This window comes from Bacillus paramobilis (assembly GCF_038096195.1).
In the GTDB taxonomy this organism is placed as follows: domain Bacteria; phylum Bacillota; class Bacilli; order Bacillales; family Bacillaceae_G; genus Bacillus_A; species Bacillus_A mobilis.
In genome coordinates this window covers 4189389-4214318 of record NZ_CP151108.1, presented here as the reverse complement: position 1 = coordinate 4214318, position 24930 = coordinate 4189389, and the positions used below count along the sequence as shown (strand labels likewise).

At 37.1% G+C, this 24930-nt stretch carries 26 protein-coding genes and 1 pseudogene; 22 read left to right on the top strand and 5 right to left on the bottom strand.

Features of this window, described 5'->3' with window-relative positions; genetic code table 11:
- Nucleotides 1-233: 233 nt before the first annotated feature.
- The 5 genes from AABL52_RS21580 to AABL52_RS21560 all read left to right on the top strand — a co-directional run bounded on the left by AABL52_RS21580 (nt 234) and on the right by AABL52_RS21560 (nt 4696).
- Nucleotides 234-1280, top strand: coding sequence for an FUSC family protein (locus tag AABL52_RS21580; RefSeq protein ID WP_016089006.1), 1047 nt, complete (start codon nt 234-236; stop codon nt 1278-1280).
- Nucleotides 1281-1403: 123 nt separating this feature from the next.
- A complete protein-coding gene (locus AABL52_RS21575; protein WP_016089005.1) occupies nt 1404-1553 on the top strand; it encodes a hypothetical protein in 150 nt (49 codons plus the stop codon).
- Between the two features lie 289 nt (nt 1554-1842).
- Nucleotides 1843-2568, top strand: coding sequence for a (Fe-S)-binding protein (locus tag AABL52_RS21570; RefSeq protein ID WP_016089004.1), 726 nt, complete (start codon nt 1843-1845; stop codon nt 2566-2568).
- A gap of 15 nt (nt 2569-2583) precedes the next feature.
- Nucleotides 2584-4014, top strand: a complete 1431-nt coding sequence (locus tag AABL52_RS21565) for a LutB/LldF family L-lactate oxidation iron-sulfur protein (protein WP_016089003.1) — start codon at nt 2584-2586, stop codon at nt 4012-4014.
- On the top strand, nt 3995-4696 hold the full coding sequence (locus tag AABL52_RS21560) for a LutC/YkgG family protein (protein ID WP_341518379.1): 702 nt from the start codon (nt 3995-3997) through the stop codon (nt 4694-4696). The genes AABL52_RS21565 and AABL52_RS21560 overlap by 20 nt, the downstream gene beginning before the upstream one ends.
- 96 nt (nt 4697-4792) lie before the next feature.
- Here the strand turns inward: AABL52_RS21560 and AABL52_RS21555 are convergent, their stop codons facing one another.
- Nucleotides 4793-4945, bottom strand: coding sequence for a sporulation protein YjcZ (locus tag AABL52_RS21555; RefSeq protein ID WP_341518378.1), 153 nt, complete (start codon nt 4943-4945; stop codon nt 4793-4795).
- A gap of 156 nt (nt 4946-5101) precedes the next feature.
- Here AABL52_RS21555 and AABL52_RS21550 point away from each other — a divergent pair, with 156 nt between their 5' ends.
- From AABL52_RS21550 to AABL52_RS21525, 6 genes are all read left to right on the top strand, one after another.
- Nucleotides 5102-5683, top strand: coding sequence for a TetR/AcrR family transcriptional regulator (locus AABL52_RS21550; RefSeq protein ID WP_341518377.1), 582 nt, complete (start codon nt 5102-5104; stop codon nt 5681-5683).
- 2 nt (nt 5684-5685) lie between these two features.
- Entirely contained in the window at nt 5686-5853 is a 168-nt protein-coding gene (locus tag AABL52_RS21545; RefSeq protein WP_000783815.1) for a hypothetical protein, read from the top strand.
- 79 nt (nt 5854-5932) lie between these two features.
- The gene (locus tag AABL52_RS21540; RefSeq protein WP_000371354.1) at nt 5933-6409 is read left to right on the top strand and encodes a PH domain-containing protein; all 477 of its coding nucleotides are present in this window, start codon (nt 5933-5935) and stop codon (nt 6407-6409) included.
- Nucleotides 6402-7841 carry a PH domain-containing protein gene (locus tag AABL52_RS21535; protein ID WP_341518376.1) on the top strand — a complete coding sequence of 480 codons (1440 nt, stop codon included), beginning with the start codon at nt 6402-6404 and terminating at the stop codon, nt 7839-7841. The genes AABL52_RS21540 and AABL52_RS21535 overlap by 8 nt, the downstream gene beginning before the upstream one ends.
- A 244-nt stretch (nt 7842-8085) precedes the next feature.
- The gene (locus AABL52_RS21530) at nt 8086-8520 is read left to right on the top strand and encodes a hypothetical protein (RefSeq protein WP_341518375.1); all 435 of its coding nucleotides are present in this window, start codon (nt 8086-8088) and stop codon (nt 8518-8520) included.
- Nucleotides 8520-8786 carry a CPCC family cysteine-rich protein gene (locus AABL52_RS21525; RefSeq protein ID WP_341518374.1) on the top strand — a complete coding sequence of 89 codons (267 nt, stop codon included), beginning with the start codon at nt 8520-8522 and terminating at the stop codon, nt 8784-8786. Before AABL52_RS21530 ends, AABL52_RS21525 begins: the two co-directional genes overlap by 1 nt.
- A 78-nt stretch (nt 8787-8864) precedes the next feature.
- Here AABL52_RS21525 and AABL52_RS21520 read toward each other — a convergent pair whose 3' ends face one another.
- Entirely contained in the window at nt 8865-9248 is a 384-nt protein-coding gene (locus AABL52_RS21520) for a hypothetical protein (protein ID WP_341518373.1), read from the bottom strand.
- A 298-nt stretch (nt 9249-9546) separates the two neighbouring features.
- Between AABL52_RS21520 and AABL52_RS21515 the strand changes: the two genes are divergently transcribed.
- Together AABL52_RS21515 and AABL52_RS21510 are read left to right on the top strand one after the other, a co-directional pair.
- Nucleotides 9547-11139 carry an S-layer homology domain-containing protein gene (locus tag AABL52_RS21515; protein ID WP_341518372.1) on the top strand — a complete coding sequence of 531 codons (1593 nt, stop codon included), beginning with the start codon at nt 9547-9549 and terminating at the stop codon, nt 11137-11139.
- A gap of 813 nt (nt 11140-11952) precedes the next feature.
- Complete coding sequence (locus AABL52_RS21510; protein ID WP_341518371.1) at nt 11953-12972, top strand: hypothetical protein; 1020 nt, start codon at nt 11953-11955, stop codon at nt 12970-12972.
- A 69-nt stretch (nt 12973-13041) separates the two neighbouring features.
- On the opposite strand, the pseudogene AABL52_RS21505 reads toward AABL52_RS21510, so the two are convergent.
- A pseudogene (locus AABL52_RS21505) lies at nt 13042-13122 on the bottom strand (IS3 family transposase); the annotation flags it as partial.
- On the opposite strand from AABL52_RS21505, the gene AABL52_RS27165 reads away from it, so the two are divergent.
- The 5 genes from AABL52_RS27165 to AABL52_RS21485 all read left to right on the top strand — a co-directional run bounded on the left by AABL52_RS27165 (nt 13102) and on the right by AABL52_RS21485 (nt 16988).
- Complete coding sequence (locus AABL52_RS27165; RefSeq protein WP_423250468.1) at nt 13102-13233, top strand: JAB domain-containing protein; 132 nt, start codon at nt 13102-13104, stop codon at nt 13231-13233. The pseudogene AABL52_RS21505 and the gene AABL52_RS27165 sit on opposite strands and share 21 nt — an antisense overlap.
- Before the next feature lie 132 nt (nt 13234-13365).
- Nucleotides 13366-14247 (top strand): hypothetical protein, encoded by an 882-nt coding sequence (locus AABL52_RS21500; protein ID WP_144660098.1) that lies wholly within the window; start codon nt 13366-13368, stop codon nt 14245-14247.
- Nucleotides 14248-14582: 335 nt separating this feature from the next.
- A complete protein-coding gene (locus tag AABL52_RS21495; protein ID WP_341518370.1) occupies nt 14583-14879 on the top strand; it encodes a protoporphyrinogen oxidase in 297 nt (98 codons plus the stop codon).
- Between the two features lie 221 nt (nt 14880-15100).
- Nucleotides 15101-15577, top strand: a complete 477-nt coding sequence (locus AABL52_RS21490; protein ID WP_048554087.1) for a PH domain-containing protein — start codon at nt 15101-15103, stop codon at nt 15575-15577.
- Nucleotides 15570-16988, top strand: a complete 1419-nt coding sequence (locus tag AABL52_RS21485; RefSeq protein WP_341518369.1) for a PH domain-containing protein — start codon at nt 15570-15572, stop codon at nt 16986-16988. Before AABL52_RS21490 ends, AABL52_RS21485 begins: the two co-directional genes overlap by 8 nt.
- A gap of 149 nt (nt 16989-17137) precedes the next feature.
- On the opposite strand, the gene hmoB is transcribed toward AABL52_RS21485, so the two are convergent.
- On the bottom strand, nt 17138-17641 hold the full coding sequence (gene hmoB, locus AABL52_RS21480; protein WP_341518368.1) for a heme-degrading monooxygenase HmoB: 504 nt from the start codon (nt 17639-17641) through the stop codon (nt 17138-17140).
- 128 nt (nt 17642-17769) lie between these two features.
- Between hmoB and AABL52_RS21475 the strand changes: the two genes are divergently transcribed.
- The 4 genes from AABL52_RS21475 to hemY all read left to right on the top strand — a co-directional run bounded on the left by AABL52_RS21475 (nt 17770) and on the right by hemY (nt 23514).
- Nucleotides 17770-19887 carry a transglycosylase domain-containing protein gene (locus AABL52_RS21475; RefSeq protein WP_341518367.1) on the top strand — a complete coding sequence of 706 codons (2118 nt, stop codon included), beginning with the start codon at nt 17770-17772 and terminating at the stop codon, nt 19885-19887.
- A gap of 189 nt (nt 19888-20076) precedes the next feature.
- Nucleotides 20077-21123, top strand: coding sequence for a uroporphyrinogen decarboxylase (gene hemE / locus AABL52_RS21470; protein ID WP_000252605.1), 1047 nt, complete (start codon nt 20077-20079; stop codon nt 21121-21123).
- A gap of 14 nt (nt 21124-21137) precedes the next feature.
- Complete coding sequence (gene hemH / locus AABL52_RS21465; protein ID WP_000726794.1) at nt 21138-22073, top strand: ferrochelatase; 936 nt, start codon at nt 21138-21140, stop codon at nt 22071-22073.
- Nucleotides 22074-22092: 19 nt separating this feature from the next.
- Nucleotides 22093-23514 carry a protoporphyrinogen oxidase gene (hemY, locus tag AABL52_RS21460; protein ID WP_341518366.1) on the top strand — a complete coding sequence of 474 codons (1422 nt, stop codon included), beginning with the start codon at nt 22093-22095 and terminating at the stop codon, nt 23512-23514.
- A gap of 39 nt (nt 23515-23553) precedes the next feature.
- On the opposite strand, the gene AABL52_RS21455 is transcribed toward hemY, so the two are convergent.
- Entirely contained in the window at nt 23554-24906 is a 1353-nt protein-coding gene (locus AABL52_RS21455) for a DUF4026 domain-containing protein (protein ID WP_341518365.1), read from the bottom strand.
- Nucleotides 24907-24930 lie beyond the last annotated feature (24 nt).

Sequence of the window (24930 nt, the reverse complement as noted above, 5' to 3'; positions counted from 1 at the left end):
TATAAGTAGGGTCTCGCCACATCGCCAGCAGCTTAAGAAATTGGCATTTCCCCATATCGAAAAAAATGAGCTGAATTATTATAAATAACTCTGGAAAGATAAAATTTTCATTTTGGGGATACTTCAAAATATTAGCTTGGTGGATATAGGTATCACCACATGTCCATGGATTAAAGAAAGAGCCTATTATTAAACTGTATACCCTACTCTTTGGGTCGGAAGAGGTGCTATAGATGAATGTAAAGACATATAGGGCTCAAGTGTTTTCTTGGTCTAAGGAGGCCAAGGTAGAAATAGTAGAACTCATTTCCGCCGGCATAGGTATGGCTGGACCTGTTCTGTTCGCCACAGTTCTAGGCTATCCCGCTCTTGGTTTTGCTGCATCGGTCGGCAGTTTGGCAGTCAGTAGCGTGAAAGTCGGTTCGAGTTTTATAAATCACGGAAAAAAGTTGGCATCAGCGCTAATATCAGTAGTGCTCGCTGCGATTGCTGCTGTTCTCTCTTTCGGACATGGCTATCTGACATTTGGAGTCTTGATCCTGCTAGTAAGCCTTGCTGCGTTAATTGGCGGATATAGTCGTGCCTTGGCGGTGGCAACAACACGCTTTGTCATATTCCTGATCATCATCCTCAACATGGTCGACCAGACGGAGTACAGGATGGAACTAATTTTTTCAATCTTAGCAGGGGCGATTTGGACCGTCAGTATCAGCTTGGTGCTAGGCATCTGGGTACACCGTTGTTATAAATCATCGTTAGATGGAGATGTGAAAGGGCCAATATCGAAAAAAATCATTCTATGGCGGAATTCTCTTTCACACCTATCCGGTTGGCAATTCCCAATCAGGCTCGCATTATGTCTAGGTATAGCTGAGGGATTGCGAATACTTTGGCCCGAGCACCACTTCTATTGGATTGCAATTACCGTAGCGATCCTTACTCAGCGGAAAATAGAACTCTTTCCAATCAAAACAACGCAACGAGTGCTTGGCACAGTAATCGGCGTGATTGTTGCGAGCTTGCTTCTCGCAACTAGTCTACCAATTTGGGGGGTAGTTATAAGTATCGGACTATTCGCAGGTGTTCGACCTCTTCTAAAGGTTCGAAATTATCTTGTATACTCTGCAACCATGATTCCGCTCATTATTTTGATCATGGAAGCCGGCAAGCCGTTCCAGTTTATCATTCTGTTCGACCGTGTATTGGCAACCCTTATCGGTGCAGTCATCGTGATTGCAGTGAACTTGATATTCAGTAGAGCGATGGTGGAATCAGTGTAAAGGTGGTTATCTAGCCAAAGATATTTTAATATTTCGGGTATCTTTTCCAGTTGAACAAAATCCCCTAAAATGAAAAAAACGCTATTCTTTCTGTAGAATCATAAGAAAGGATGGCGTTTTTTTATGAATCCACCACCTAGTGAAATGGAGGAAGAATGGAGGCTGAACTTGGTTTTTCATGCGGCCAATCGCTCGGCAATGAAGCTTCTGTCTTATGGGAAGTATAAAGCGAAACAATCTGAAAGTGGATGGATGAGATATACAAATCCATAAGGTTTACTTAACAGACACTAACTAGCTTGGTGAGCATGAGGCACCGTCACATGCCTATCAAGCTAAGGTCTTTAAGTACCCCCTAAACAAAATTTTTAATTTTTTTACAGTTATTTATGTGAATTCAACTCGTTTTTTCGTTTTAAGAACAATGCATTTTTAAAGTTGATGACTATGCTCAAATTTGAGAGTCTTTTTTTCATATTTCTATTCATATTTTTTATCTTTTTACCAATAATATACAAATAGAGTTACTTGAGCTTATTTTATTGTATGTAGGGGTGCAAATATGAAAGTATCAATTTTTATCACTTGTGTGGCAGATGTTTTTTATCCAGAGGTCGGAAGTGATGTCGTCGAAATTCTTGAAGATTTAGGCTGTGAAGTTGATTTTCCTAAAAGCCAAACTTGCTGCGGACAACCTGCCTATAATAGCGGGTACGTGAAAGAAACAAAAACAGCTGCAAAACATATGATTGAAGTCTTTTCTAGTTCAGAATATGTTGTGGCACCATCGGGTTCGTGCGCGATGATGGTTCACGAGTTTTCTAGCTTATTTTCTGACAGTGAAGCGGAGTGGAAGAAAAAAGCGACGGAGCTTGCGAATAAAACGTATGAATTTACACAATTTCTCGTTGAAGTATTAGGGAAAGAAGACTTAGGTGCGGAGCTTCATAAAAAAGCAACGGTTCATACATCGTGTCATATGAGCCGATTAATGGGAATTAAAGAACCACCACAAAAATTATTAAAATGCGTCAAGGGACTAGAAGTTGTTTCGTTGCCACATAATTATGATTGCTGCGGATTTGGAGGAACATTTTCAGTGAAAATGCCAGAAATCTCTGAACAAATGGTCGATGAAAAAGTAAAGCATATTATGGAAACCGGTGCGGACTTGTTAATTGGGATGGATTGTAGCTGCCTAATGAATATAAAAGGACGTTTAACACGAAATGGCTATCCAATTGATGTAAAACATATCGCTCAAGTATTAAATGAAGACCGAAAATAAGAGGGGGAAATAAAGATGGGAATGAAAATCGGGAACGATCCCTTTCATAAACGTACTGCAACCGGTATTGGTGATCAATTTATGCGACAGGCTGTTAGGAAAGCACAAGATGGTCTTAGGGGCAAGAAATTAAAAGCGACTGAGAGTCTTGGGAATTGGGAAGAATGGCGAGCTTTAGGAGAAGAAATTCGAAAGCATACATTAGAAAACCTTGATTATTATTTATATGAGCTGAGTGAGAATATTGAGAAAAACGGTGGTTTTGTTTATTTTGCAAAGACGGCCGAAGACGCAAGGGAATATGTAAAAGAGATTGTAAAAAAGAAAAACGCGAAAAAAATTGTGAAATCAAAATCGATGGTAACGGAAGAGATTAGTTTGAATGAGGCAATTGAAGAAGCTGGAGCGGAAGTGTTAGAAACAGATCTTGCTGAATTTATTCTACAAGTGAACGACCACGATCCGCCGTCACATATTGTTGTTCCGTGCCTTCACAAAGATAAAGAACATATTTGTGAAATATTTAAAACAAAGTTAAATTACACTGGAACATCTGACCCTACGGAAATGGCGAGGTTTGTAAGAAGCTATTTACGAGATGATTTCTTCGCGGCAGATATAGGAGTGACTGGATGTAACTTTGCAGTTGCAGAGTCTGGGTCCATTTCTATCGTAGCAAACGAAGGAAATGCAAGACTTACTACGACACTTCCGAAAACGTTAATTACAGTTATGGGAATGGAGCGTATTGTTCCGACATGGGAAGAGCTTGATGTTTTAGTAACACTTCTATGCCGAAGTTCTGTAGGACAAAAGTTAACAAGTTATATTACAGGATTAACGGAGCCTGGCGGGACAGATGGACCTGAGGAATTTCATTTAGTTATTGTGGATAATGGTCGTTCTGATATTGTAGGGACAGAATTCCAAAGTGTCCTACAGTGTATTCGCTGCGCAGCATGCATTAATGTGTGTCCTGTATACAGGCATATTGGTGGACATGCATATGGCTCCATTTATCCAGGGCCAATTGGAGCTGTGTTAACACCGCTTTTAGGGGGATATGATGAATATAAGGATTTACCTTATGCCTCTAGCCTTTGTGGTGCGTGTACAGAAGCATGTCCAGTGAAAATCCCGTTACACGACTTATTAATTAAACATCGCAGCCGCATTGTAGAAGAAAAACGATCACCTGTAGCTTGGAATGCGGCTATGAAAGGTTTTGAAAAAGTAGTGAAGAGTCCTAGCTTATTTTCTTTTGCGGCGAAGAGCGCTCCGTATGCATTAAAACCTCTTGCGAAAGGTGATAAAATCGAGCGTGGCATTGGGCCGTTAAAAGCTTGGACAGATGCGAGAGATTTCCCGGTTCCGAAAAAACAACCGTTTCGAAAGTGGTTTGAAAAACACGTAAAGGAGAACGATGATGGCCATCCAAAATCGTGAGGAATTTTTACTCCAATTATCAGAAAAGCTTGGTAGGAAACGTCCAGAAGCAGTGGAAAAGCCGAAATGGTCTTTTGCCCCGCAGTGGACTGTTTTTGACGGACTCGCGCAAGACGAACTTGTAGTACAGTTAATGGAGCACTGCGAAGTCATTCATACAGAAGTAAAGCGAACAACGAAGGAAAATCTAGTTGAAACATTTCAATCTTTACTAAAAGAATGGAATATTAAATCCGCAATGTATGCGAACGATGAGCGCTTTCATGAGTACGGCCTTACTCCACTTTTCAACAGTGAAGGCACAACGCATTTTCGTATTTGGGGATCGGATCATAAAGAAGAGGACATAGCATTTGCGAAAGCTGCTGACCTTGGCATTACGTTCAGTGATATGACCCTGGCAGAATCAGGAACCGTTGTACTATTTAATGACGGGTTAAAGGGAAGACATGTTAGCCTTCTTCCAGAGTCGTACATTGCAATCGTTCCTAAAAGTACGATCGTGCCAAGATTAACCCAAGCTACAAAAATGATCCATGATCAAAATACATCAGGAGAAAAACTGCCCGCTTGTGTGAATTTCGTTTCTGGTCCATCAAATAGCGCAGATATTGAAATGAACCTTGTCGTAGGTGTACATGGACCAATCCGGACAGCGTATATTATTGTAGATGATCAATAATGAAACAAACATGATGTATAAGAATGCCGAAAATAGAAAGCACTGGCCATTAATACAGCCAGTGCTTTCTATTTTGCCTACCATTACTGATGAAAGTTAAAAACCAAGTCCACCATAGCTGACTCCAGCTACGATCAAGACGATAAAGAGCACAATGAGTACTATATAACCGCTACTAACGCCCTTACCATCTTGTCCAGCTTCACCGCCGCCAGTGCCACCACTACCACCTTTACCACCAAGTCCCATAGGAATATCCTCCTTATTGTTATATGTTGCTTTTACTTTATACCTTTCTATATTTACCAATAAATTCCTTCCGTAGCGTTAACTAACTTGCAAATCATTTCGTTTCATTTTATAATTCACTTACCGACCGGTAAGTAAAAATAAGTGAGGTACAGTATGACAAAAAATTTACAAACATCGCAAAACATTGTAGAGGCATCATTTAAACTCATGGCAGAGCACGGCATTGAGAAGATGAGCCTTTCCATGATTGCGAAAGAGGTAGGTATTTCAAAACCGGCTATTTATTATCATTTTTCTTCTAAAGAAGCGTTAGTTGATTTTTTATTTGAAGAGATTTTTTCTGGTTATCATTTCGCTAGTTATTTCGATAAAGAACGCTATACGAAAGAAAACTTTGCAGAACAGTTAATCGCAGATGGTTTACATATGTTGTCTGAGTATGAAGGGCAAGAAGGAATATTACGCGTTATAAATGAATTTATCGTAACTGCGGCGCGAAATGAAAAGTATCAGAAACGCTTATTTGAAATACAAGAAGATTTCTTAAATGGTTTCCACGATTTATTGAAGAAAGGTGTAGAACTTGACGTTGTGTCACAACAGGCAACGGAAGAAAATGCTCATACGTTAGCGCTTGTGATCGATAATATGAGTAATTACATGCTGATGGGATTCGAGTTAAAGTATAAAGAAATTTGGATTCAAAACGTGAAAAACGTAATGAAGGAGGAATAAAAGTGAAAATGCAAAAAAACTGGTGGCTCGGTTTTCTTGGGTTCATTGGAGTGTATAAAATTCCAGGCATGATAGAAGCTTTTCAAGCGGATGGAAGTTGGATGAAGCTAATCGGTTTCATTTGGCTACTTTGGTTCGGATATTTTATTCCCGAGAAGAAAGAAGATTGAATTTCAATTCCCTGTAAAGTTATGTAAAATATAATTTGAGAGTATTCATATATTAGATTACTAGATTTGGAGTGGTTACATGGATCCATTGAAGAATGAAATTCACCCTGACATGGTCAAGGTGTGGAAAGTTCGTGCTGTCATTGAAGAAGGGATTGGTATCCTCGTTATTTTAGCTTACCTTTTCCTCATGATAAAGTTTGATTGGTGGGCGTGGATTTTGTACGTGTTAATCGGCTTAACGGTTGCACTAGCGCCATTGGAGTACTTCGTATTCCCGAAACTTCGTCAGCGCTATTATAGCTATCAACTAAATGAAGAAGAACTTGAAATTCAGCACGGTCTTTTCGTCGTAAAGCGTGTATTAGTACCGATGATTCGTGTACAGCACGTAACGATTGAACAAGGGCCAATTATGAGAAAATATGGCTTAGCAGAATTACACATTTCAACAGCGGCAACTTCTCACAGCATCCCAGGCTTAACGATGTATGAAGCAGAAATGTTGAAAACGAAAATCGCAGAATTGGCGAAAGTGAGTGATGAGGATGTATAAGAGGCAGCATCCAATCACGATGTTATTAGAATTAAAAATAACAGATTTTATACCACTCATTATTTTCATGTTTAGTTTGAATGGAAAGTTTCCGTTTTGGTATTTAATTCCTGCTGCATTCGGTTTACTCACCGTTTTTTCAGCGTTTGAAAAATGGTATTACACAACATATTGGGTTGAAAATAACGTATTACATGTGAAACAAGGGCTCTTTGTGAAGAAGGAGAGCTATTTAAATAAAGAACGTGTGCAAACGATTAACACAAGTTCTAACGTGTTATATCAAATGCTCGGTTTAAAGAGAATTCAGATTGAAACAGCTGGCGGAGGCGATGATGCAGAAGTTAGCTTAGCTGGTATTACAGTAGAAGAGGCAACAGAGCTTATTGCAATGCTAAATGAGCCAACTCCAGAAGTGAAAGCAGAAGATACATCAGAAAAAGTAGTCGAAAAAGAAATCGTTACAGAAGAAAAACAAGCGACAGAATACAAATTAACTTGGAAAGAAATTTTATTAGCATCTGTTACATCTGGTCAGTTTGGACTATTATTCTCATTAATCTTTTTCGTGTACCACCAAGTAGATGAGTACATTCCAAAATGGATAGAGAATGGCGTAAAGTCGTATGTAATGGAACATGATATATATGGCTGGATTTTCATGGTAGCCATTTTGATCGTCCTTTCGTGGGTTATATCGACAATTGGTTACGCGTTAAAACATGGAGATTTCACAGTGAATCGAAGAAATGATGAAGTCCGCATTTCGCAAGGATTACTTGAGAAAAAAGAACTCGTACTAAAATTGCATCGTATTCAAGGGATTACGATAAAAGAAAGTATGTTACGTCAGCCATTCGGTTATTGTGCTGTGCAAGTAGAAGTCATTCAAAGTAAAGGACTGGGTGACGAGAAAGAAAAAGTTACACTGCATCCTATCATTCGAAAAGATCGCGTACAACAGTTACTCGCACATTTACAATTACCATACGAACTAAATACAAACATTATTTCATTACCAAAAGCAGCATTACGCCGCTATCTCATTGATAGTTTCATCTTTTTCGCAATGCTAGCAATCCCGCTTATTGGAATAAGTATATACTCTGAAAAGCACTTCATCATGTGGGCATTAATTCCGCTCGCGATCCTCATCTTTACACTTGGATACGCAACATTTAAAACGAATGGTTACAGTGTAAACGGAGAGCAAATTACGCTTGTATATCGCAGCGTCGGAAAATATACAGGACTTGTTAGAAGAAGACACGTCCAATCAATGGAAAAGACACAATCATATTTCCAGCGCCGTGCAAATTTATGTACGTATAAGTTCTCTAATGCATCATCGAATTATAAATTAGAGCATACGAGAGTAGAAGACGCGGAGAGAATGCAGGATTGGTATAAGAAGAAATTAAGTGAGGATTAAATAGAATGGCTCGTCTTTTGCGGAAGGCGGGCTATTTTTTTATCCCGCATTAACGGGCAGTAAGATCCCCACCTCAAAATTCAGCAAAAGCAAAGAAGTTAGGTGCGGGTCGGGCTGCCCGTAAAAGCCCGATTGGTGAGGGCTGATAATCAGTGGGGGATGAAAAATCCCCCACCGATTAAAGTTTCACTGTATGTGAAAATAATGAATAATATATGGGGAAGGGAAAGTGAGGTGAATGAGAGTGAGCAAATTTTTAATACCGTATTCATTTTCTATATTAAGTTTCTTTATTTCAGTAACGGCACTTGATTTATTTGATAGGATGGGAAGAAATGATGAGATGACTTCGCCGAACATAATTGGAAAGATAATTCAATCTACTGCGCAAATGGGAGTCCTTACATTGTATTTCGGAGTGCCTATCATTTTAGGTGGCTGTCTACTTGGTGAACTATTGTTTAGAGGTATCATTGTACGATTTAAACTAAGCTATATTATATCTTTATTATTATATTTACTTTTAGCTTGTAGTATTGTTTCCGTAACGGTTGGAATTCCAACTACATATGAAGATTCTAATATTACTTTCATGATAATAACTATGATTTGCGCTATTACATTCTTTATAGGGCGGAATATATGGGAGAAAAAACAAGTTAATAATGGAGTGAAATAATGAAATACACATGTCCGTGCTGCGGATATAAAACAATAGAAGAAAAACCACCAGGTACATATGAAATTTGTAATATATGTTATTGGGAAGATGATGAGGTTCAGTTTAATGATCCTGACTTTGAAGGCGGGGCAAATGAAGTCTCGTTAAGACAAGCACAGCAAAACTTCATTGCATTTGGTGCTTGTGATGAATGTTCTGTGAAATTAGTTAGAAAGCCGACTAGTGAAGATGTGAAGGATGCTAGTTGGAAGCGAATTTGTTAAATAGCTTGAAATAAAAATGTTATTACTCGATGTAACAGGAGTAATAACATTTTTTATGTAGTAAATATAAATAAAGAATTAACGCCGTCTGACAAGATAAAACAGTACAGATGATACGGTAATAGGAAGGCCAGTATCCAGAAAAGCTTCTAAATAAAGGGATAGCAAATCTCTTTGGTTAAACCACATAAAGAGTAAATGATTGTAAGTAATACCTAACACTATAAATAAAGGAACACCGATTTTTAATTCGTGACTTCCTTTTATTTTTCTATAACAAAATTCACCTATTAAACAACCGATAAGAACAGGAATACTTCCAAGAATTGAAAACATAATAATAGATAACCAAATCGGTCCCCATGAATCCGCATAATTTGGAACGCGTATATACTGCGGAACATTTACAACAATAGAGAAAGCTAGTAAACATGCTATATAGCTAATAGTAAATTTCTTCATTATTATCCCCCGAGACTATGTAAAATGGCATGTAGCAATAGAACTAGGCACAAATGAAAATCTTTCATCTTCTATATGTGATTATATCAAGTTTATAAAAAACTAGCTTTATTTTTTTGCTTCTAATATAAATAGTAAACTATTAGTACGTTATTTCTTTTTATATTGTTATTGGAATATTTAAGGTAAAAGGTTATAATTAACATTTGTGTGATCTGTCATTATGATGGTTTTTGTGAAATGAATCACAATGGTACTACGAGTTAGTTTAATTAAGAAGAGGAGAACATATATACGTATGAAGCTAATAAAAATAGCAGTGATAGGTATGATTGCGGTAGGATCTCTTTCTATTTCTTCAAGTTCTTTAGCTGAAATGGAAAATGTAACGAAGAATGAAGTGCAAGCAGCTCCAAGTAGTTTCCCTGATGTTCCGGATTGGGTAAAGCCATCAGTAGACTATCTTATAAATAAAAATGTATTGTCAGGTATGCCTGACGGTACATTTTCACCAAATTTAGAGATAGATAGAGGCGCAGCCGCAACAATGATGGCGAAAATATTGAACCTTCCTGTCGATGAATCGGCAACGCCTACTTTTGATGACTCAAAAAGGCACTGGGCAGCTCCGTATATTGCGGCTATAGAAAAAGCGGGTGTGATTAAAGGAGAGGGGAACGGGAAGTTTAATCCGAATGGAAAGCTAACGCGAGGCGCGATGGCTTCTATGTTAGTAAATGCATATAAATTACAAGAGAAAGTGACCGGGAATCCTCCAACAGTATTTAACGACTTAAAAGGGCGCTGGAGCGAGAAACATGTAAACATCTTGGTTGAATTAGGCATTTCAAGTGGATACGGTGATGATAATTGGAAGCCTGATCAAACGATTACTCGTGCTGAAACAGTAAGTTTAGTCGCTCGAACAGATACTTCAAAAGATAAAGAATTCAAGCGTAAACAAATTCAGATGTCTAAATCTTTCTTTGCTTATCACGATGCCTCATTATCTTCAGGAATCGCTTTTGAATGTACACCACAAACTGTAACAGTGTATGAAGAAAGAGGAGATGGCTGGGTTAAAATCCATACAAATCAAGGGTTCAAATGGATTTTATTAAATGAGAAAAGAATTCATATTAATAGAGATTTTTTCACATACGATTATCCAGCGGACTCAGCGAATGTACTGTTAAAATATACAGCGCAAACGGTGACAGTAGTGGAAGAAAGAGGTACGTGGTTGCGTATAAGAACTGGTTCTGGTCTTCAATGGATGAATACGAATGAATCTAGAACAGTAATCGACAACCTAAAAACGATCCAAAATAATCAACAGGTTATTTTAGTTACAACAAAAGGCTATCATACAAATCAAGCTCAAATTCGTACATTTGAAAATTTAAATGGGAAATGGAGAGAGCAAAAGAGTATAATTGGATATATTGGGAAAAAAGGTTTTGCAGTTGAGATGAGTGAGAGTGGTATGAGTTCGCCAAGAGGAAAATACACCATTGGCTCGGCTTTCGGTAGACAAGGAAATCCTGGTACGAAACTTCCCTTTATTCATTTAACACCAAATCATGTCTGGGTAGATGATTCTACATCCCCATACTATAATACACTGCAGGAAAAGCCTGTAAGAGGTAGATGGAAGTCAGCTGAAAATATGTATATCCCAGCGTATGATTATGGATTCGTAATTAATTATAATACGGAATCACGTACACCATACAAAGGAAGCGCAATCTTCTTCCACGTCTCTACTTCATGGACAGAAGGGTGTACAGGTGTAGATAAACAAAATGTGATTGATATTTTAAGATGGATTGATCCCGGGAAAAATCCCGTTATTATTCAAACTCCTGAAAATGAATTGACAAATTATTAATTTGATAATCTAAAAAAATATAATTTATACGGCATTATTTAAAGTCTACTTTCATTAGTAGGCTTTTTTGTTAATCTCAAACGCTAATGGATTATTTCATTAAAAATTTGGATTTACGATACGTTAGGAAGATTCCATAAACGGTTGTTTGTAGTTTTTTGAGACTAATAAATAAATTTTTTAATACATAGGGATTAACGTGAATAAAATAAAAGGTCAATTTCTTTTCATGTAAAGAAGTTGGCTTTTTTATTTAACTTTGTTTAGCGTAAGGAATTTTTGTTTCAGAGTACTGTTTGTTTTTCAACTTGATGATAGTGAGGAGAGATCCTTTGCATCCTTATTTACACTAAGGATTGGAAGTTTATTGTTTTCTGAAAATATAGATAGGGGAAAATAATGTAAAAAAACTATTGTATATTTAAAAACCTTATGTTACATTTGTGTTACATAATAGTTACAAAACGTAACTTATGTTACGGATTGTTTTCTTTTGTTTTTCGGTATGTTACAAAAAGGGAAAAAGTAAAGCTGAAAGATAACAACCTAAAAATAGTTTTTCTATGTGTATAAGAGTGTGTGTAGTAAAGAGTCTGGTGAGATCTTTACGCACATGATTAAAATTCCTTTCTGTCTTTAAAAGAAGAAGAAAACCAACTACCAACTATTTAGGAGTTTTAAGTAATGATAGTAAATGAAATGTACTTCCTTTCCCACACACAAAGTACATCTTTATTTTCAGTCTAATTACTACACAGACTTTTATACATATGCTGTTATTTATTGTTTTAGGGATATATAGGAGGAGAAAAAATGAAAAAGTTATTAATGGTAATTGGACTTACGTTTTTAATGTTAGCTGGATGTAGCAATGGGAATTTTGACAAAGCAATGGATGAAGGAAAGACTGCGTTAACGAATAAAGAATATAAAAATGCCTTATCATCATTTGAAAAAGCGCTAGATGAGAAAAAAGACGATGCAGATGCAAAGGTGCTTGTAGAACAAACGAAAGTAATGATTGAAGCAGTGAAGTTAAAAGAAGAAACAAAGGTAGAAGAATCAATTAAGTCATTTGAAAAAGTAGAGAACATGCAGAATGGAAATACTACGCTTGTAAAACAAGCAAAGGAAGAACGAACAGCATTACTAGCCATCTTAGAGCAAAACAAGAAGTATAGTGAGCAATTGACGAAAAGTGAAGAGTTAATAAGTAAGAAAAATTATGCAGAAGCGAAAGAAATATTAAATAAGCTAGTTGCAGAAACAAAAGATAACAAAAAACTTGAAGAATATAATAAAAAAGCGGTAGGGTTAGTTACTAAAATGAATGAAGAAGAAAAAACTGCAAAGAATGTAACGGCAGCGACAAAGGCACAAAAAACTGATGCAGGAACGAATCAAAAGGTAGCAACAGAAAAGACTCAAAAACCTGAGGCAGAAAAAAATCAAAAGGTAGCAACAGAAAAGAACCAAAAAACTGAGACAGAAAAGAATCAGAAGGTAGCAACAGAAAAGAACCAAAAAACTGAGGCAGAAAAAAATCAGAAGGTAGTAACAGAAAAGAATGGCAAAACTGAGACAGAAAAGAACCAAAAAGTAGAAACAGGAAAGAATCAAAATGCATTTACTTTTGAGAAAGCTAAAGCATATATTAAAAATGAATATAAAGAAGACTATGATTACACGCTAGAGAATACGCAAGTAGAGAATGGAAAGAAATATTATCAAATTAGAGTGCATACGACATATAAAATAGAAGGTGCAGGTGGACCAGGATTTACTGGTGTATTTAAAGTATTCGAAGATGGTACAATCGTTGAACTGCACTAAATTGATGGAAAGTACACGATGAATCTGTACCCTTTGTAAAGGACATTTTGAGAAAAGGTTATCAATATAAAGAGGATGATTTCTGTATTCAACAGAGGTCATCTTTTTTTATTTCCATTGGTATTTATAATGATTGTAATACGTCATGTAGGAAGTTTAAATGGAAGCATCGTTCATCCTAGAGATGTGCTGAAACTTGAAATTGTATCTAATTCAGCTTTTATTATGTTTGCTTATAATCATCTAAGCTTCTATCGATAAAAAGCTTGCAGAAATTATAAATGTATCATTTAAAGTGAGTAATCAAAATTGTAAAATTTATATAATGATATACAATAATGGTATGATTATTAAGTTAGAAGATATATTCATAATAGTAGGGGAGAGAGAGTTATGAAGCTTAGAGTTTTAGGAATTATATGTTCATGTTTTATTTTATTAGCTGCATGTGGGGATAAGACAGCTGAAAAGGCAATAGAACAAGGGAAATTGGCACTAGCTAATAAGGAGTATGACAAGGCGTTGGCATCATTTAGTTTAGCATTAGATGAAAAAAGTGACGAAGCAAAGGTTTTGCATACACAAACTAAAAAATGGATGGATGCAATGAAGGCAAAGGATGAGCAGAAATGGGATGAAGCGAATAAGCTTTTTGGAGAAGTAGTGGAAACTAAAGGTGGTATAAGCTCCCTTAAAGAAGATGCTAAAAAAATGAAAGGCGAGCTAAAGTCTAATAAGGACACCTTGGATACGTACAATAACAAATTATCTCAAGCGCAAGAACTAATAAATAATAAATCTTTAGATGAGGCTAAGCAACTATTAAGTACTGTTCAGCAAGAAACAGCAACAAATGAGAAATTAAAAGATCATAATCAAAAAGCTACGCAATTAATGGCGACAGTGGATATGGAACTTACAAAAATAGAGAGTGAAAAGAAACAAAAAGAAGCTGAAGAGAAAAAGCAGGCTGAAGAGCAAAAACGTGCTGAAGAGAAAAAGCAAGTTGAAGAACAAAAACAAGTTGATATAAAAAGTGATGAGGAAGCAATACCTTATGTAAGGAAAGCATTAGAGAAATATTTAGCAGGTAATCCATTAAGTAAAGCAGATATAAGAATTATGCCAGATTCAGGTATGAATACAGAACAAGGCTACGGTGGTAGAATATATGAGAATAAGGAAACTCATATAACACATATTGTAGATTATCATGTTAAATTTAATGGTTCTGTTACTTTAATGACAACAGCTGGAGAAACGTACCAATATTAGTTAAAACTCCAACTATTATAGGAGTGACTAGTCTGCGTAATGTTAAATTAATAGCTGTTAAAATTGTTCTTTCAATTTTAACAGCTATTTTTATTTAGTTATATTTTGAGGGTATCTTTTCAAGTTTTGTTAGCATAAAAAAAAGCATCTAGCAAAAGTACTAGATGCAAATAAAAACACAAGGGAAGACAAAATTCTTCCCGTTTCCCGTATGTAATTATATCAAAAAATTTATAAAAAACTAGCTTTATTTTTTACATCATTGATGTGTAAAGCTATGAAATGATAAGATTACACTGTTTTTATAGTGTTTTATTAAAAAAGGAGTTGCGTATATGATTAATTTTAAACCAGAAAATTTGAACCAACTATTAAAAGTAATGTTAATTAGTGCAAATAAATCATATGATGCGATTAAAGAGTATGAATTTACGGAAGAAGCAGTAGTATTCCGTGTAGATTTCGAATATATTGACGTTTCTCTAATGATTGTAGATATGTTGGGAAGATCTGCTTCTAAATTTAACATTTTGCCATATGCCCGTCCGAATATGAATGAAATAGATTACATTCAGTTTCAAGTGTATTCCATTAATGAAGGGAGTTTTAAAGAAATGATTGATACGATGTAGAAAACTATAAAGTGAAACTTTAATCAGTGGGAAGATTCACCCCCACTGATTATTAGTCCTCACCAATCGGACGTTTATGGGCAGCCCAACGCCCACCTAACTTCTTTGCTCCAGCTGAAAATTTTTGGGAGTTTTACTGCCCGTTAACGCGGGATAATTTTACAAATATGTATATACCAACTAAAATATAAATAATAAATTCATATAATTGGAGTGATGAGATGCAGCCGTTAGAAAGGGAGATTCATTCTAATATGCTGAAAGTGTGGAGAATTCATGCTTTAATTGGGGCGGCAGTTATACTAGCAGTCGTAATTGCATATTTCTTTTTTATGATCAATTTTAATTGGTGGGGTTGGTTGTTTGGTTTGTTAGTAACAGGTGCTATTCTATTTATCCCGCTTGATTATTTCGTGTTTCCAAATTTACGTCAACGCTATTATAGTTACAGATTAAATGAAGAAGAGATTGAGATTCAAAAAGGAATGTTCGTTGTAAAACGCGTACTTATTCCGATGATGCGCGTGCAGCACGTAACGATTGAACAAGGACCAATTATGAGAAAGTATAATTTAGCAGAATTACATATTTCAACAGCAGCAACTTCTCATAGTATTCCAGGCTTAACGAAAGAAGAAGCAGAGCAGCTGAAAAGACAAATTGGAGAACTTGCGAAAGTGAGTGATGAGGATGTATAAAAGGCAACATCCGATCACAATCTTATTAGGTATTCGAATTGCGGGTTTATTGCCTTTTATTTTTCTTGTTCTATTTAAATCAGATGGCCAAGTAAAACCTTGGTATATCTTTCATCTTGTCCTTTTGGCCATATTATTTATTATGGCAATTTTCTCAGCTATAAAATGGTATTTCAAAGTGTACTGGGTTGAAAATAATATTTTACATATTAAACACGGCGTTTTTGTAAAGAAAGAAAGTTACTTAAATAGAGAACGTGTGCAAAATATTAGTACATCTTCTAACATCATTTATCAAGTGCTTGGACTGACGAAATTAAACATAGAAGTAGCGGGCGGCGGTACTGAGCCGGAAGTGATGTTAGCTGGTATTAGAGAAGAGGAAGCGAAGGAATTGACCTCTTTATTACATAAAGAGAGAAGTGTAGTGAGTGAAGAGGCGCCTACGGAAGAAGATAGTCAGACGGTTTATCAGTTAACAGCGAAAGAAATTTTATTCGCCTCTATTACATCTGGTAGATTCGGATTAGTGTTTTCTATGTTAGTCATCATTTACACAGAGTTTAATCAATTTCTACCAGAATGGCTCATCAATAAAGTAGAAGCGTATGTGATGGATAACGGTGTATATGAATTAATCGTTATGGCCGCGATTTTAATGGCGATCTCGTGGGTCATTTCAACAGCGGGCTATGCGTTAAAATATGCGAACTTTAAAATAGAGCGAAAAGGAAATGAAATTCGCATCGTACAAGGGTTATTTGATAAAAAAGAGTTTGTTTTAAAATTACACCGCATTCAAGCAATTACGGTGAAAGAAGGAATTCTTCGCCAGCCTTTCGGTTATTGTTCTGTCGAAGTAGAAGTTATTCAAAGTATAGAAGCAGCAGGGCATGAAGTGATGTTACATCCTTTTATGAAGAAAAAAGATGTCCAGCAGTTACTTACATATTTGCAGTTGCCGTATGAAACGGAAGCGGAAATCGTTCAATTACCGAAGGCTGCATTACGCCGTTACGTAATAATGGGCTGGATTACAAGTACCGTGCTTGCACTGCCGATCGTCGGTGCGAGTGTATATTTTAAACAAAATATGGCGTTGTTCACTTTAATACCACTATTTATCATATTTACGTTACTTGCATACGCCCGATATAAAAGTGGTGGATATATGATACGAGACAATCAGTTAGTCATGGTATACCGCGGCCTGGCAAAATATACAGGAATCATGCGAAGAAGGCATGTTCAAGCAGTAGGATACAATCAATCGTATTTTCAAAAGAAAGATGAGCTATGTACAGCTGCCGTAGCGGTAGCGGGACATAAATATAAAGTGAAGCATATGAGAAAAGAAGATGCGCTTCGTATATATAATTGGTACAAAGAAAAAGGAAACACCGGTGCGTGAGGGTGTTTCCTTTTTTGTGTCGTGATTTGTCGATAAGTCGATATATCTCAAAAATCGCTGATATAATTTGAGTTGCGCCGATATATTCGAAAAATCGCCGTTATAATTTCATGTACCGTATCCCTGGAGGAACTACAGTACAAAAAAACTTAAACTAACACATCAAAAGTAGTCACAAATGACGGGCGAGAGAAAATACTCTTCTGCTGCTCTGCATGTGGATGCGCCTGAGCTGGAGCTTGTCCTGCTGCTTGCGCAGGGCGTTTTTTGTGAGCGTTTTCGAATGAACGTGATTCTGTCCAGTCTTTAAAGTTTTGCTCCGTTTCCCACATCGTTAAGATGACATATGTATCGTTACTTAATGGGCGTAGAACGCGAATTGCTTGGAATCCTGGTTCGTTTTCAATAAGGCCTGCGCGGTTTTTAAAACGGTTTTCAAATACTGGACGACCTTCGTCTGTGACAGAAATGTTGTTACAAACGATATAGCCAGGTTGTCCTTTAAATTCTCCAACAGCGTCTAGTACGTCATACTGAAGAGAGCCTTCTACAGATTCTTCTGTATTTTCTTTATAAAACATATCTTTTTCATTATTTTTTGCAGTGAAATGTGCTTGTTCTAGAGGTGTTTCGTATGAAATAATAGCCTTCATTTTAATGCCCCCTTTAAATGTTTGTTTCTATTATATCAACTCTCGTAAAAAACTTCGAAGATTATATACATAAAGATACTTCTTTTTCAAATAATAAATGTACCATCATTTGGAAAGAAGGCCGATGTATGAAGAAAGTAAAGTGGACTTTATTAGGTGGATTAGCAACGCTTGTATTAGCGATTGTATTTTATAAAATTATTGTATTAGCTGGTGGTTATATGATGGATGAAAAGCAGCTCGTTTTCCACTCTTCATCACGTATCGTTGACCAGAAAGGGAAAGAAATTACGAAATTATACGTAGAAAATAGAGACCTCGTACCAATCGAGCAAATTCCGAAATACGTGCAGCAGTCATTTATTGCGGTGGAAGATTCTCGTTTTTATGAGCATCAAGGAATTGATTACCCGTCTATATTCCGGGCTCTTTATAAAGATACGTTAGCCGGAGAAAAGGTAGAGGGCGGTAGTACGATTACGCAGCAACTAGCGAAAAACGTCTTTTTAACTCGTGAAAAAACAGTTACGCGGAAATTGAAGGAAGTCGCAATCTCCCTTCAATTAGAGCAAAAATATACGAAGCAACAAATTCTTGAAATGTATATGAATCATATTTATTTTGGGCATGGGGCTTACGGTATTCAAGCAGCAGCAAAGTTGTATTTTAATAAAAATGTAGAGGATTTAACAGTAGAAGAAGGAGCAATGCTTGCAGGTCTTCCGAAGTCGCCAAACGGATATTCACCGTATTTCTCTCCAGAAAAGAGTAAGGAGCGCCGTGATCTCGTATTGTCACTGATGCATAAACAAGGCTATTTGACTGCCGAAGAGAGCGTACGTTATCAAGGAAAGACGATTGCTCTATATAAAAACTTAGACGAGAATGAACTCGCATATATGCCGTATATTGATATGGTTATAGATGAAGCAGCACGTTTATACGGGTTGTCTCATCAAGAAGTACTTCGCGGAGGATATACGTTTGTCGTTCCGATGGATGAAAAGATTCAAAAGGTAGCATATAACCAGTTTCAAGATGCACGGAATTTCCCTGGGAAAGAAGAGGGGGCGCAAGGTGCTTTTTTATTAATGGATAATCGTACGGGCGGAATTAAAGCGGCGATTGGTGGAAGGAAGTACGTCCCGAGAGGATTTAATCGTGTTTTCGCAAAAAGACAGCCAGGTTCTGTGCTAAAACCGCTTATTGTCTATGCACCAGCACTCGAAACGAAAAAGTATAATCCGTATTCTTTATTGACGAATGAAAGACATTCTTTTGAAGGGTATGAACCTCGAAATTATAATCATGCGTATTCGAAAGAAATGACGATGTACGATGCGATATTAGAGTCAGCAAATGTACCGGCAGTTTCTTTATTAAATGAGTTAGGGGTAGAAGAAGGAAAACAATATTTAGAGAAAGGCAATGTTCATATTGCAGATGCTGGTTTAAGTACAGCGCTTGGCGGGTTGAAAAATGGTGTTTCAACATTTGATCTTGTGAAGATGTATCGTGCGTTTTTAGCAAATGGCACTATTATTGAGCCGCACGTGATTGATAAAGTGTTCAATAGACACGGCGCAGTTATTGGAGAATCACCAAAAGTAGAAACGAAAATTTTCTCGAAACAAACGGCATGGTATATGACGAAAATGTTAGAAGGAGTTGTGAAGGAAGGGACAGCGAAAGCCGGTGTATATACCGGGGCGTTAGCTGGGAAAACAGGTACAACTTCCTTACCAAATGACGATAATGGAGCGAGAGATATGTGGTTCGTTGGCTATACGCCAAATTTAGTAGGCGCTGTTTGGATTGGTTATGACCGCACGGATAAAGAGCGTCAGTTGCAAGGAGAAAGTGCATCAGCAACGAAATTGTTTAAGAAAATTTTAACGAAGGCAAATGTAGAACAGAAAGAGCAGTTTATGAAACCAGAAGGCGTGGAAACAATCGGTGCTCCAATTCGGCTGCGCAAGATTGAAGATGTGAAAATGAAATTAGCGTTTAGCCCTTTCGGTTTATTCAAGGCGAAATTAAGCTGGACACCACTTCCAGATGATAGAATTATGTATCGTATTTATAGAGTGGAAAACGGAGTCCATACGCATGTAGCAACTGTAAATGGTGCCGGGGAATATGAAGAAAAGTTCGTTAACATCTTTTCAAAACCGAGTTTTTACGTTGTACCATATAACACACAAACAAATCGCGAAGGAGAAAAGTCAAAAGTAGCTAAACCATAGTTTTTCTCTGTGTTATAATAAGAATGTTGTGAAAATAGTAAGCGTTTTTAAGAATGTTTGTGTCAATTTCATGAACAACGTACATAATATTATGCATTTTGTTTTTACAAGCTGTATAGTAAAAAAAGATAAATATCGGAATAGAACGTATTTAGAGCAAAAGCATTGGCAAGGAAGGGAGCAAGGGTCTTGGTAAGAACTATAAATGAGACATTTTTAAAAGCATGTAGGGGGGAACGTACTGATTATGTACCAGCATGGTATATGCGTCAAGCAGGTCGTTCGCAGCCGGAATATAGAAAGATAAAAGAAAAGTATTCTTTATTTGAAATTACACATAATCCAGAGTTATGTGCTTACGTTACAAAGTTGCCAGTTGATCAATATAACGTAGACGCAGCAATTCTGTATAAAGATATTATGTCACCACTACCTGCGATTGGTGTGGATGTAGAAATTAAATCAGGTATTGGCCCAGTTATTGATAACCCAATCCGTTCTTTACAAGACGTAGAAAAGCTAGGGGAAATCAATCCAGAAGATGACGTACCGTACATATTAGATACGATTCGTTTATTAACGACAGAAATGTTAGACGTACCGTTAATCGGTTTTTCAGGAGCTCCATTTACATTAGCGAGCTATATGATTGAAGGCGGTCCATCTCGTAATTATCATAATACGAAAGCGTTCATGTATGCAGAGCCGAAAGCTTGGTTCGCTTTAATGGATAAGCTAGCAGATATGGTTATTACATATTTAAAAGCGCAAATTAACGCAGGAGCAAAAGCAGTTCAAATTTTCGATTCTTGGGTTGGAACAGTAAATGTAGCAGATTACCGCGTATTTATTAAACCAGCAATGGAGCGTATTTTTGCAGAAGTTCGTAAGATGGGTGTACCAATGATTATGCACGGCGTAGGAGCTGCACATTTAGTAAATGAATGGCACGACTTACCACTTGATGTAGTAGGCTTAGATTGGCGCTTACCGATCGAAGAGGCACGTGCGCGCGGCGTTCATAAGGCGGTACAAGGTAATATGGACCCGTCATTCTTACTTGCGCCATGGTCTGTTATTGAAGAACATGTAAAAGGTATTTTAGATCAAGGGATGAAACAGCCAGGTTATATCTTTAACTTAGGACACGGTGTATTCCCAGAAGTAAATCCAGATACATTAAAACGTTTAACTACATTTATTCATGAATACTCTAAAGGGCAGTTAGCGAAGTAAAGGAGCATTGCTGTATGAAAAAGAAAATTGGTTTGCTTGTAATGGCATACGGAACGCCATATAAAGAAGAAGATATTGAACGTTACTATACACATATTCGCAGAGGAAGAAAGCCAAGTCCTGAAATGCTAGAAGATTTAACAGAGCGTTACCGTGCAATTGGTGGTATTTCTCCTTTAGCTACTATTACATTAGAGCAAGCTAAAAAGTTAGAGAAGCGTTTAAATGAAGTACAAGATGAAGTAGAGTACCGTATGTATCTTGGCTTAAAACATATTGAACCGTTCATTGAAGATGCGGTGAAAGATATGCATAACGACGGTATACAAGATGCAATCGCGCTTGTTCTGGCGCCGCACTATTCTACATTTAGCGTGAAATCGTATGTAGGACGAGCACAAGAAGAAGCTGAGAAACTTGGAAACTTAACAATTCACGGCATTGATAGCTGGTATAAAGAGCCGAAGTTCATTCAGTACTGGGTTGATGCAGTGAAAGGTATATATAACGGTATGTCAGAAGCAGAGCGTGAAAAAGCAGTATTAATCGTATCTGCACATAGCTTACCAGAAAAAATCATCGCACTTGGCGATCCATATCCAGATCAATTAAATGAAACAGCTGACTATATTGCAAGAGGTGCGGAAGTTGCAAACTATGCAGTAGGTTGGCAAAGTGCAGGAAACACACCAGATCCTTGGATTGGTCCAGATGTACAAGATTTAACGAGAGAATTAAATGAAAAGTACGGTTATACTTCATTCGTATACGCACCAGTTGGATTTGTTGCGGAACATTTAGAAGTTCTATATGACAATGACTTTGAATGTAAAGTTGTAACAGATGAAATTGGCGCGAAATATTATCGTCCAGAAATGCCAAATGCATCGGACGCATTTATTGATTGCTTAACAGATGTTGTATTAAAGAAAAAAGAATCTGTATTGTAAGAAGAAAGGGGGAGCCTGCTTGAGGAAAAAAGTTGTAATCATCGGCGGTGGCATCACAGGATTAACAACAATGTATAACTTGCAAAAAGAAATTCGTGACAACAACTTGCCGATCGATACATTACTGATAGAAGCATCGGGTAAACTTGGCGGGAAAATTCAAACCGTTCGAAAAGATGGATTTACAATTGAACGCGGACCGGATTCTTTCTTAGCACGAAAAGAAAGTGCAGCAAGATTAGCGAGAGAATTAGGTCTTGGCGATGAACTTGTAAATAATAAGGGCGGTCAATCATTTATCCTCGTAAACAATCGGTTACATAAAATGCCGAGCGGATCAATGATGGGAATTCCAACGCAAATTACGCCGTTTCTATTTTCCAGGCTGCTCTCTCCAATTGGTAAACTAAGAGCTGGTTTTGATCTGTTAATGCCGAGATCAAAGCCAGTATCTGACCAATCACTCGGGCAGTTTTTCAGACATCGCCTCGGAAACGAAGTGGTTGAAAATTTAATCGAACCATTACTATCGGGTATTTATGCAGGGGATATTGATGAAATGAGCTTAATGTCAACATTCCCGCAAATGTATCAAATTGAGCAGAAACATCGTAGTATTTCACTCGGTATGCGTACACTTGCCCCGAAAAAAGAGACATCTGAACCGAAAAAGGGCATTTTCCAAACAGTGAAAACAGGCTTAGAATCTATCGTAGAATCTCTCGAAGTGAAGATGCATGAAGGTACGATAATAAAGGGCACTCGCATTGAAAAAATTGCAAAACTTGGTGATGGTTATACGATTACTCTTAGTAACGGAAAAGAAATAGAAGCGGACGCGGTCGTAGTGGCAACATCACATAAAGTATTGCCATCTATGTTTGCGCAGTACAAGCAGTTTCGTTTCTTCCGCAATATTCCGTCCACATCAGTTGCGAACGTGGCAATGGCTTTCTCGAAATCAGCCATTCAGCGCGATATTGATGGAACAGGATTTGTCGTATCTCGAAATAACGATTACACCATTACAGCATGTACGTGGACACATAAAAAGTGGCCACATACAACGCCAGAAGGAAAAACGCTTCTTCGTTGTTACGTTGGACGACCTGGTGATGAAGCAGTTGTAGAACAAACAGAAGAGGAACTCGTTCAGCTCGTACTAGAAGACTTGCGAAAGACGATGGATATTACAGAGGATCCAGAATTTACAGTCGTAAGCCGCTGGAAAGAAGCAATGCCCCAATATACAGTAGGTCATAACGAGCGAATGAAGAAACTCACGACATTTATGGAGAAAGAGTTGCCAGGTATATACTTGGCAGGTAGTTCTTACGCTGGTTCTGGTCTTCCGGACTGTATTGATCAAGGTGAGAAAGCCGCAAAGCGTGTACTCTCTCATTTGGAGAAAGTAATGGATACTGAATTAATCGCGCAATAAAGTGAAACGCCTTCAATTATATTGAAGGCGTTTTGTTACTTATTCACCAATAAACATATATAAGTTATTTGGCTTTATAACAGCATCTCCTGCATAAATAATCCACTCTGTTAAGTTATCAAAATCTAACTGATAACTATTTCCTTCACTCATATCTTTTATAAAATGTGGTTCATTAATGAGTATTCCTTGAATGAAATCTTCCGTAATTTCTTGCATTTCAAACCACATATGTTCACTTTTTCCTTCTTCGTAGGAGACACCAAACTTAGCGAGGAAACGAAAATCTTCATTCGATTGTTCAATGTGAAAAATGTTACTGAAATACCCGAAAGTATTCTTCGCATTGTAAGCCATACGATCGGTTTCACTATTTGTTTTATAGAACATGAGCCCTGTAGCTTCCTCGTGTTCTTGGAAAAAGCTTTCAATATATTCTTCTGAAGTATTAAATTTGAATAAGAGAACGGATGGAGATTGATGGTATTCATCTCGGTCATCCATACCGCCAAGAAATACGTTTTGCGCATCTATTGGTTGTAGTTTTACTTCTTCATCCTCAATTGAAGATAATTGATCCATACTCGTTTTATGCCCAATATAAGATAATCCTTTTTCCCATGGAACAGCTACTGTATGTATAGAACCTTGCTGACTATGCGCGATAACGATAGGCTCATTCATAGGGACTTGTCCATTTTCAACAGCATTATTAGCAAAGGTTTGAAAGAGGTCACCAATACCGTAGTAGGAAGAAATGCGATTTGGAATAATTAATTCTATTTCTGTTACACCTGCTCTTAAAAGGCCATGTGTATGAAACCAATATTGCGTAGGCTCACCGTCTTTATCGTCTTCATAAACGGAATGAATAACGTACAAGTCAGGAATGTCAGGTAATAATTCATTTTCAACGTGATATTCAATATAGCTTCTAGATATCACTTTCATTGCGGCACTTGAATCGATTACAAATAACAAGTCTGGAGCGAGGTTCCATAAAAACTGTAGTTGCTGGAAAAAGCAGTCCAGCACATCGCCTACAAATAGCGTACGAGTAAAAATTTCAGTGCCATAAGCAGAATCTTCAAAATGACGATCTACGATTGTAGAATCTTGTCTATTGTACATTTTATATTCTTCTGGTTCATTCGCTTCATCAATATGCAGTTCATACGGTATGATGGTTTCATCCATATGTAACTCAACAATAAGGCTTGTCTCATCACTAAAAATAATTTTTAACTCATCAACTTTAGTAGCGATCGTTTCTAGCCGCTGTTTTAACTGCTCAATTGTAATTCTAGTTGGTATAACGGCAATCATATCTGAAAAATGACGTTCTAATGTTCCATTCATAGCTGCGCGGTATGTTTCTGTTTGCACTTCCATCCAATCACTCCTATTCAAATGAAT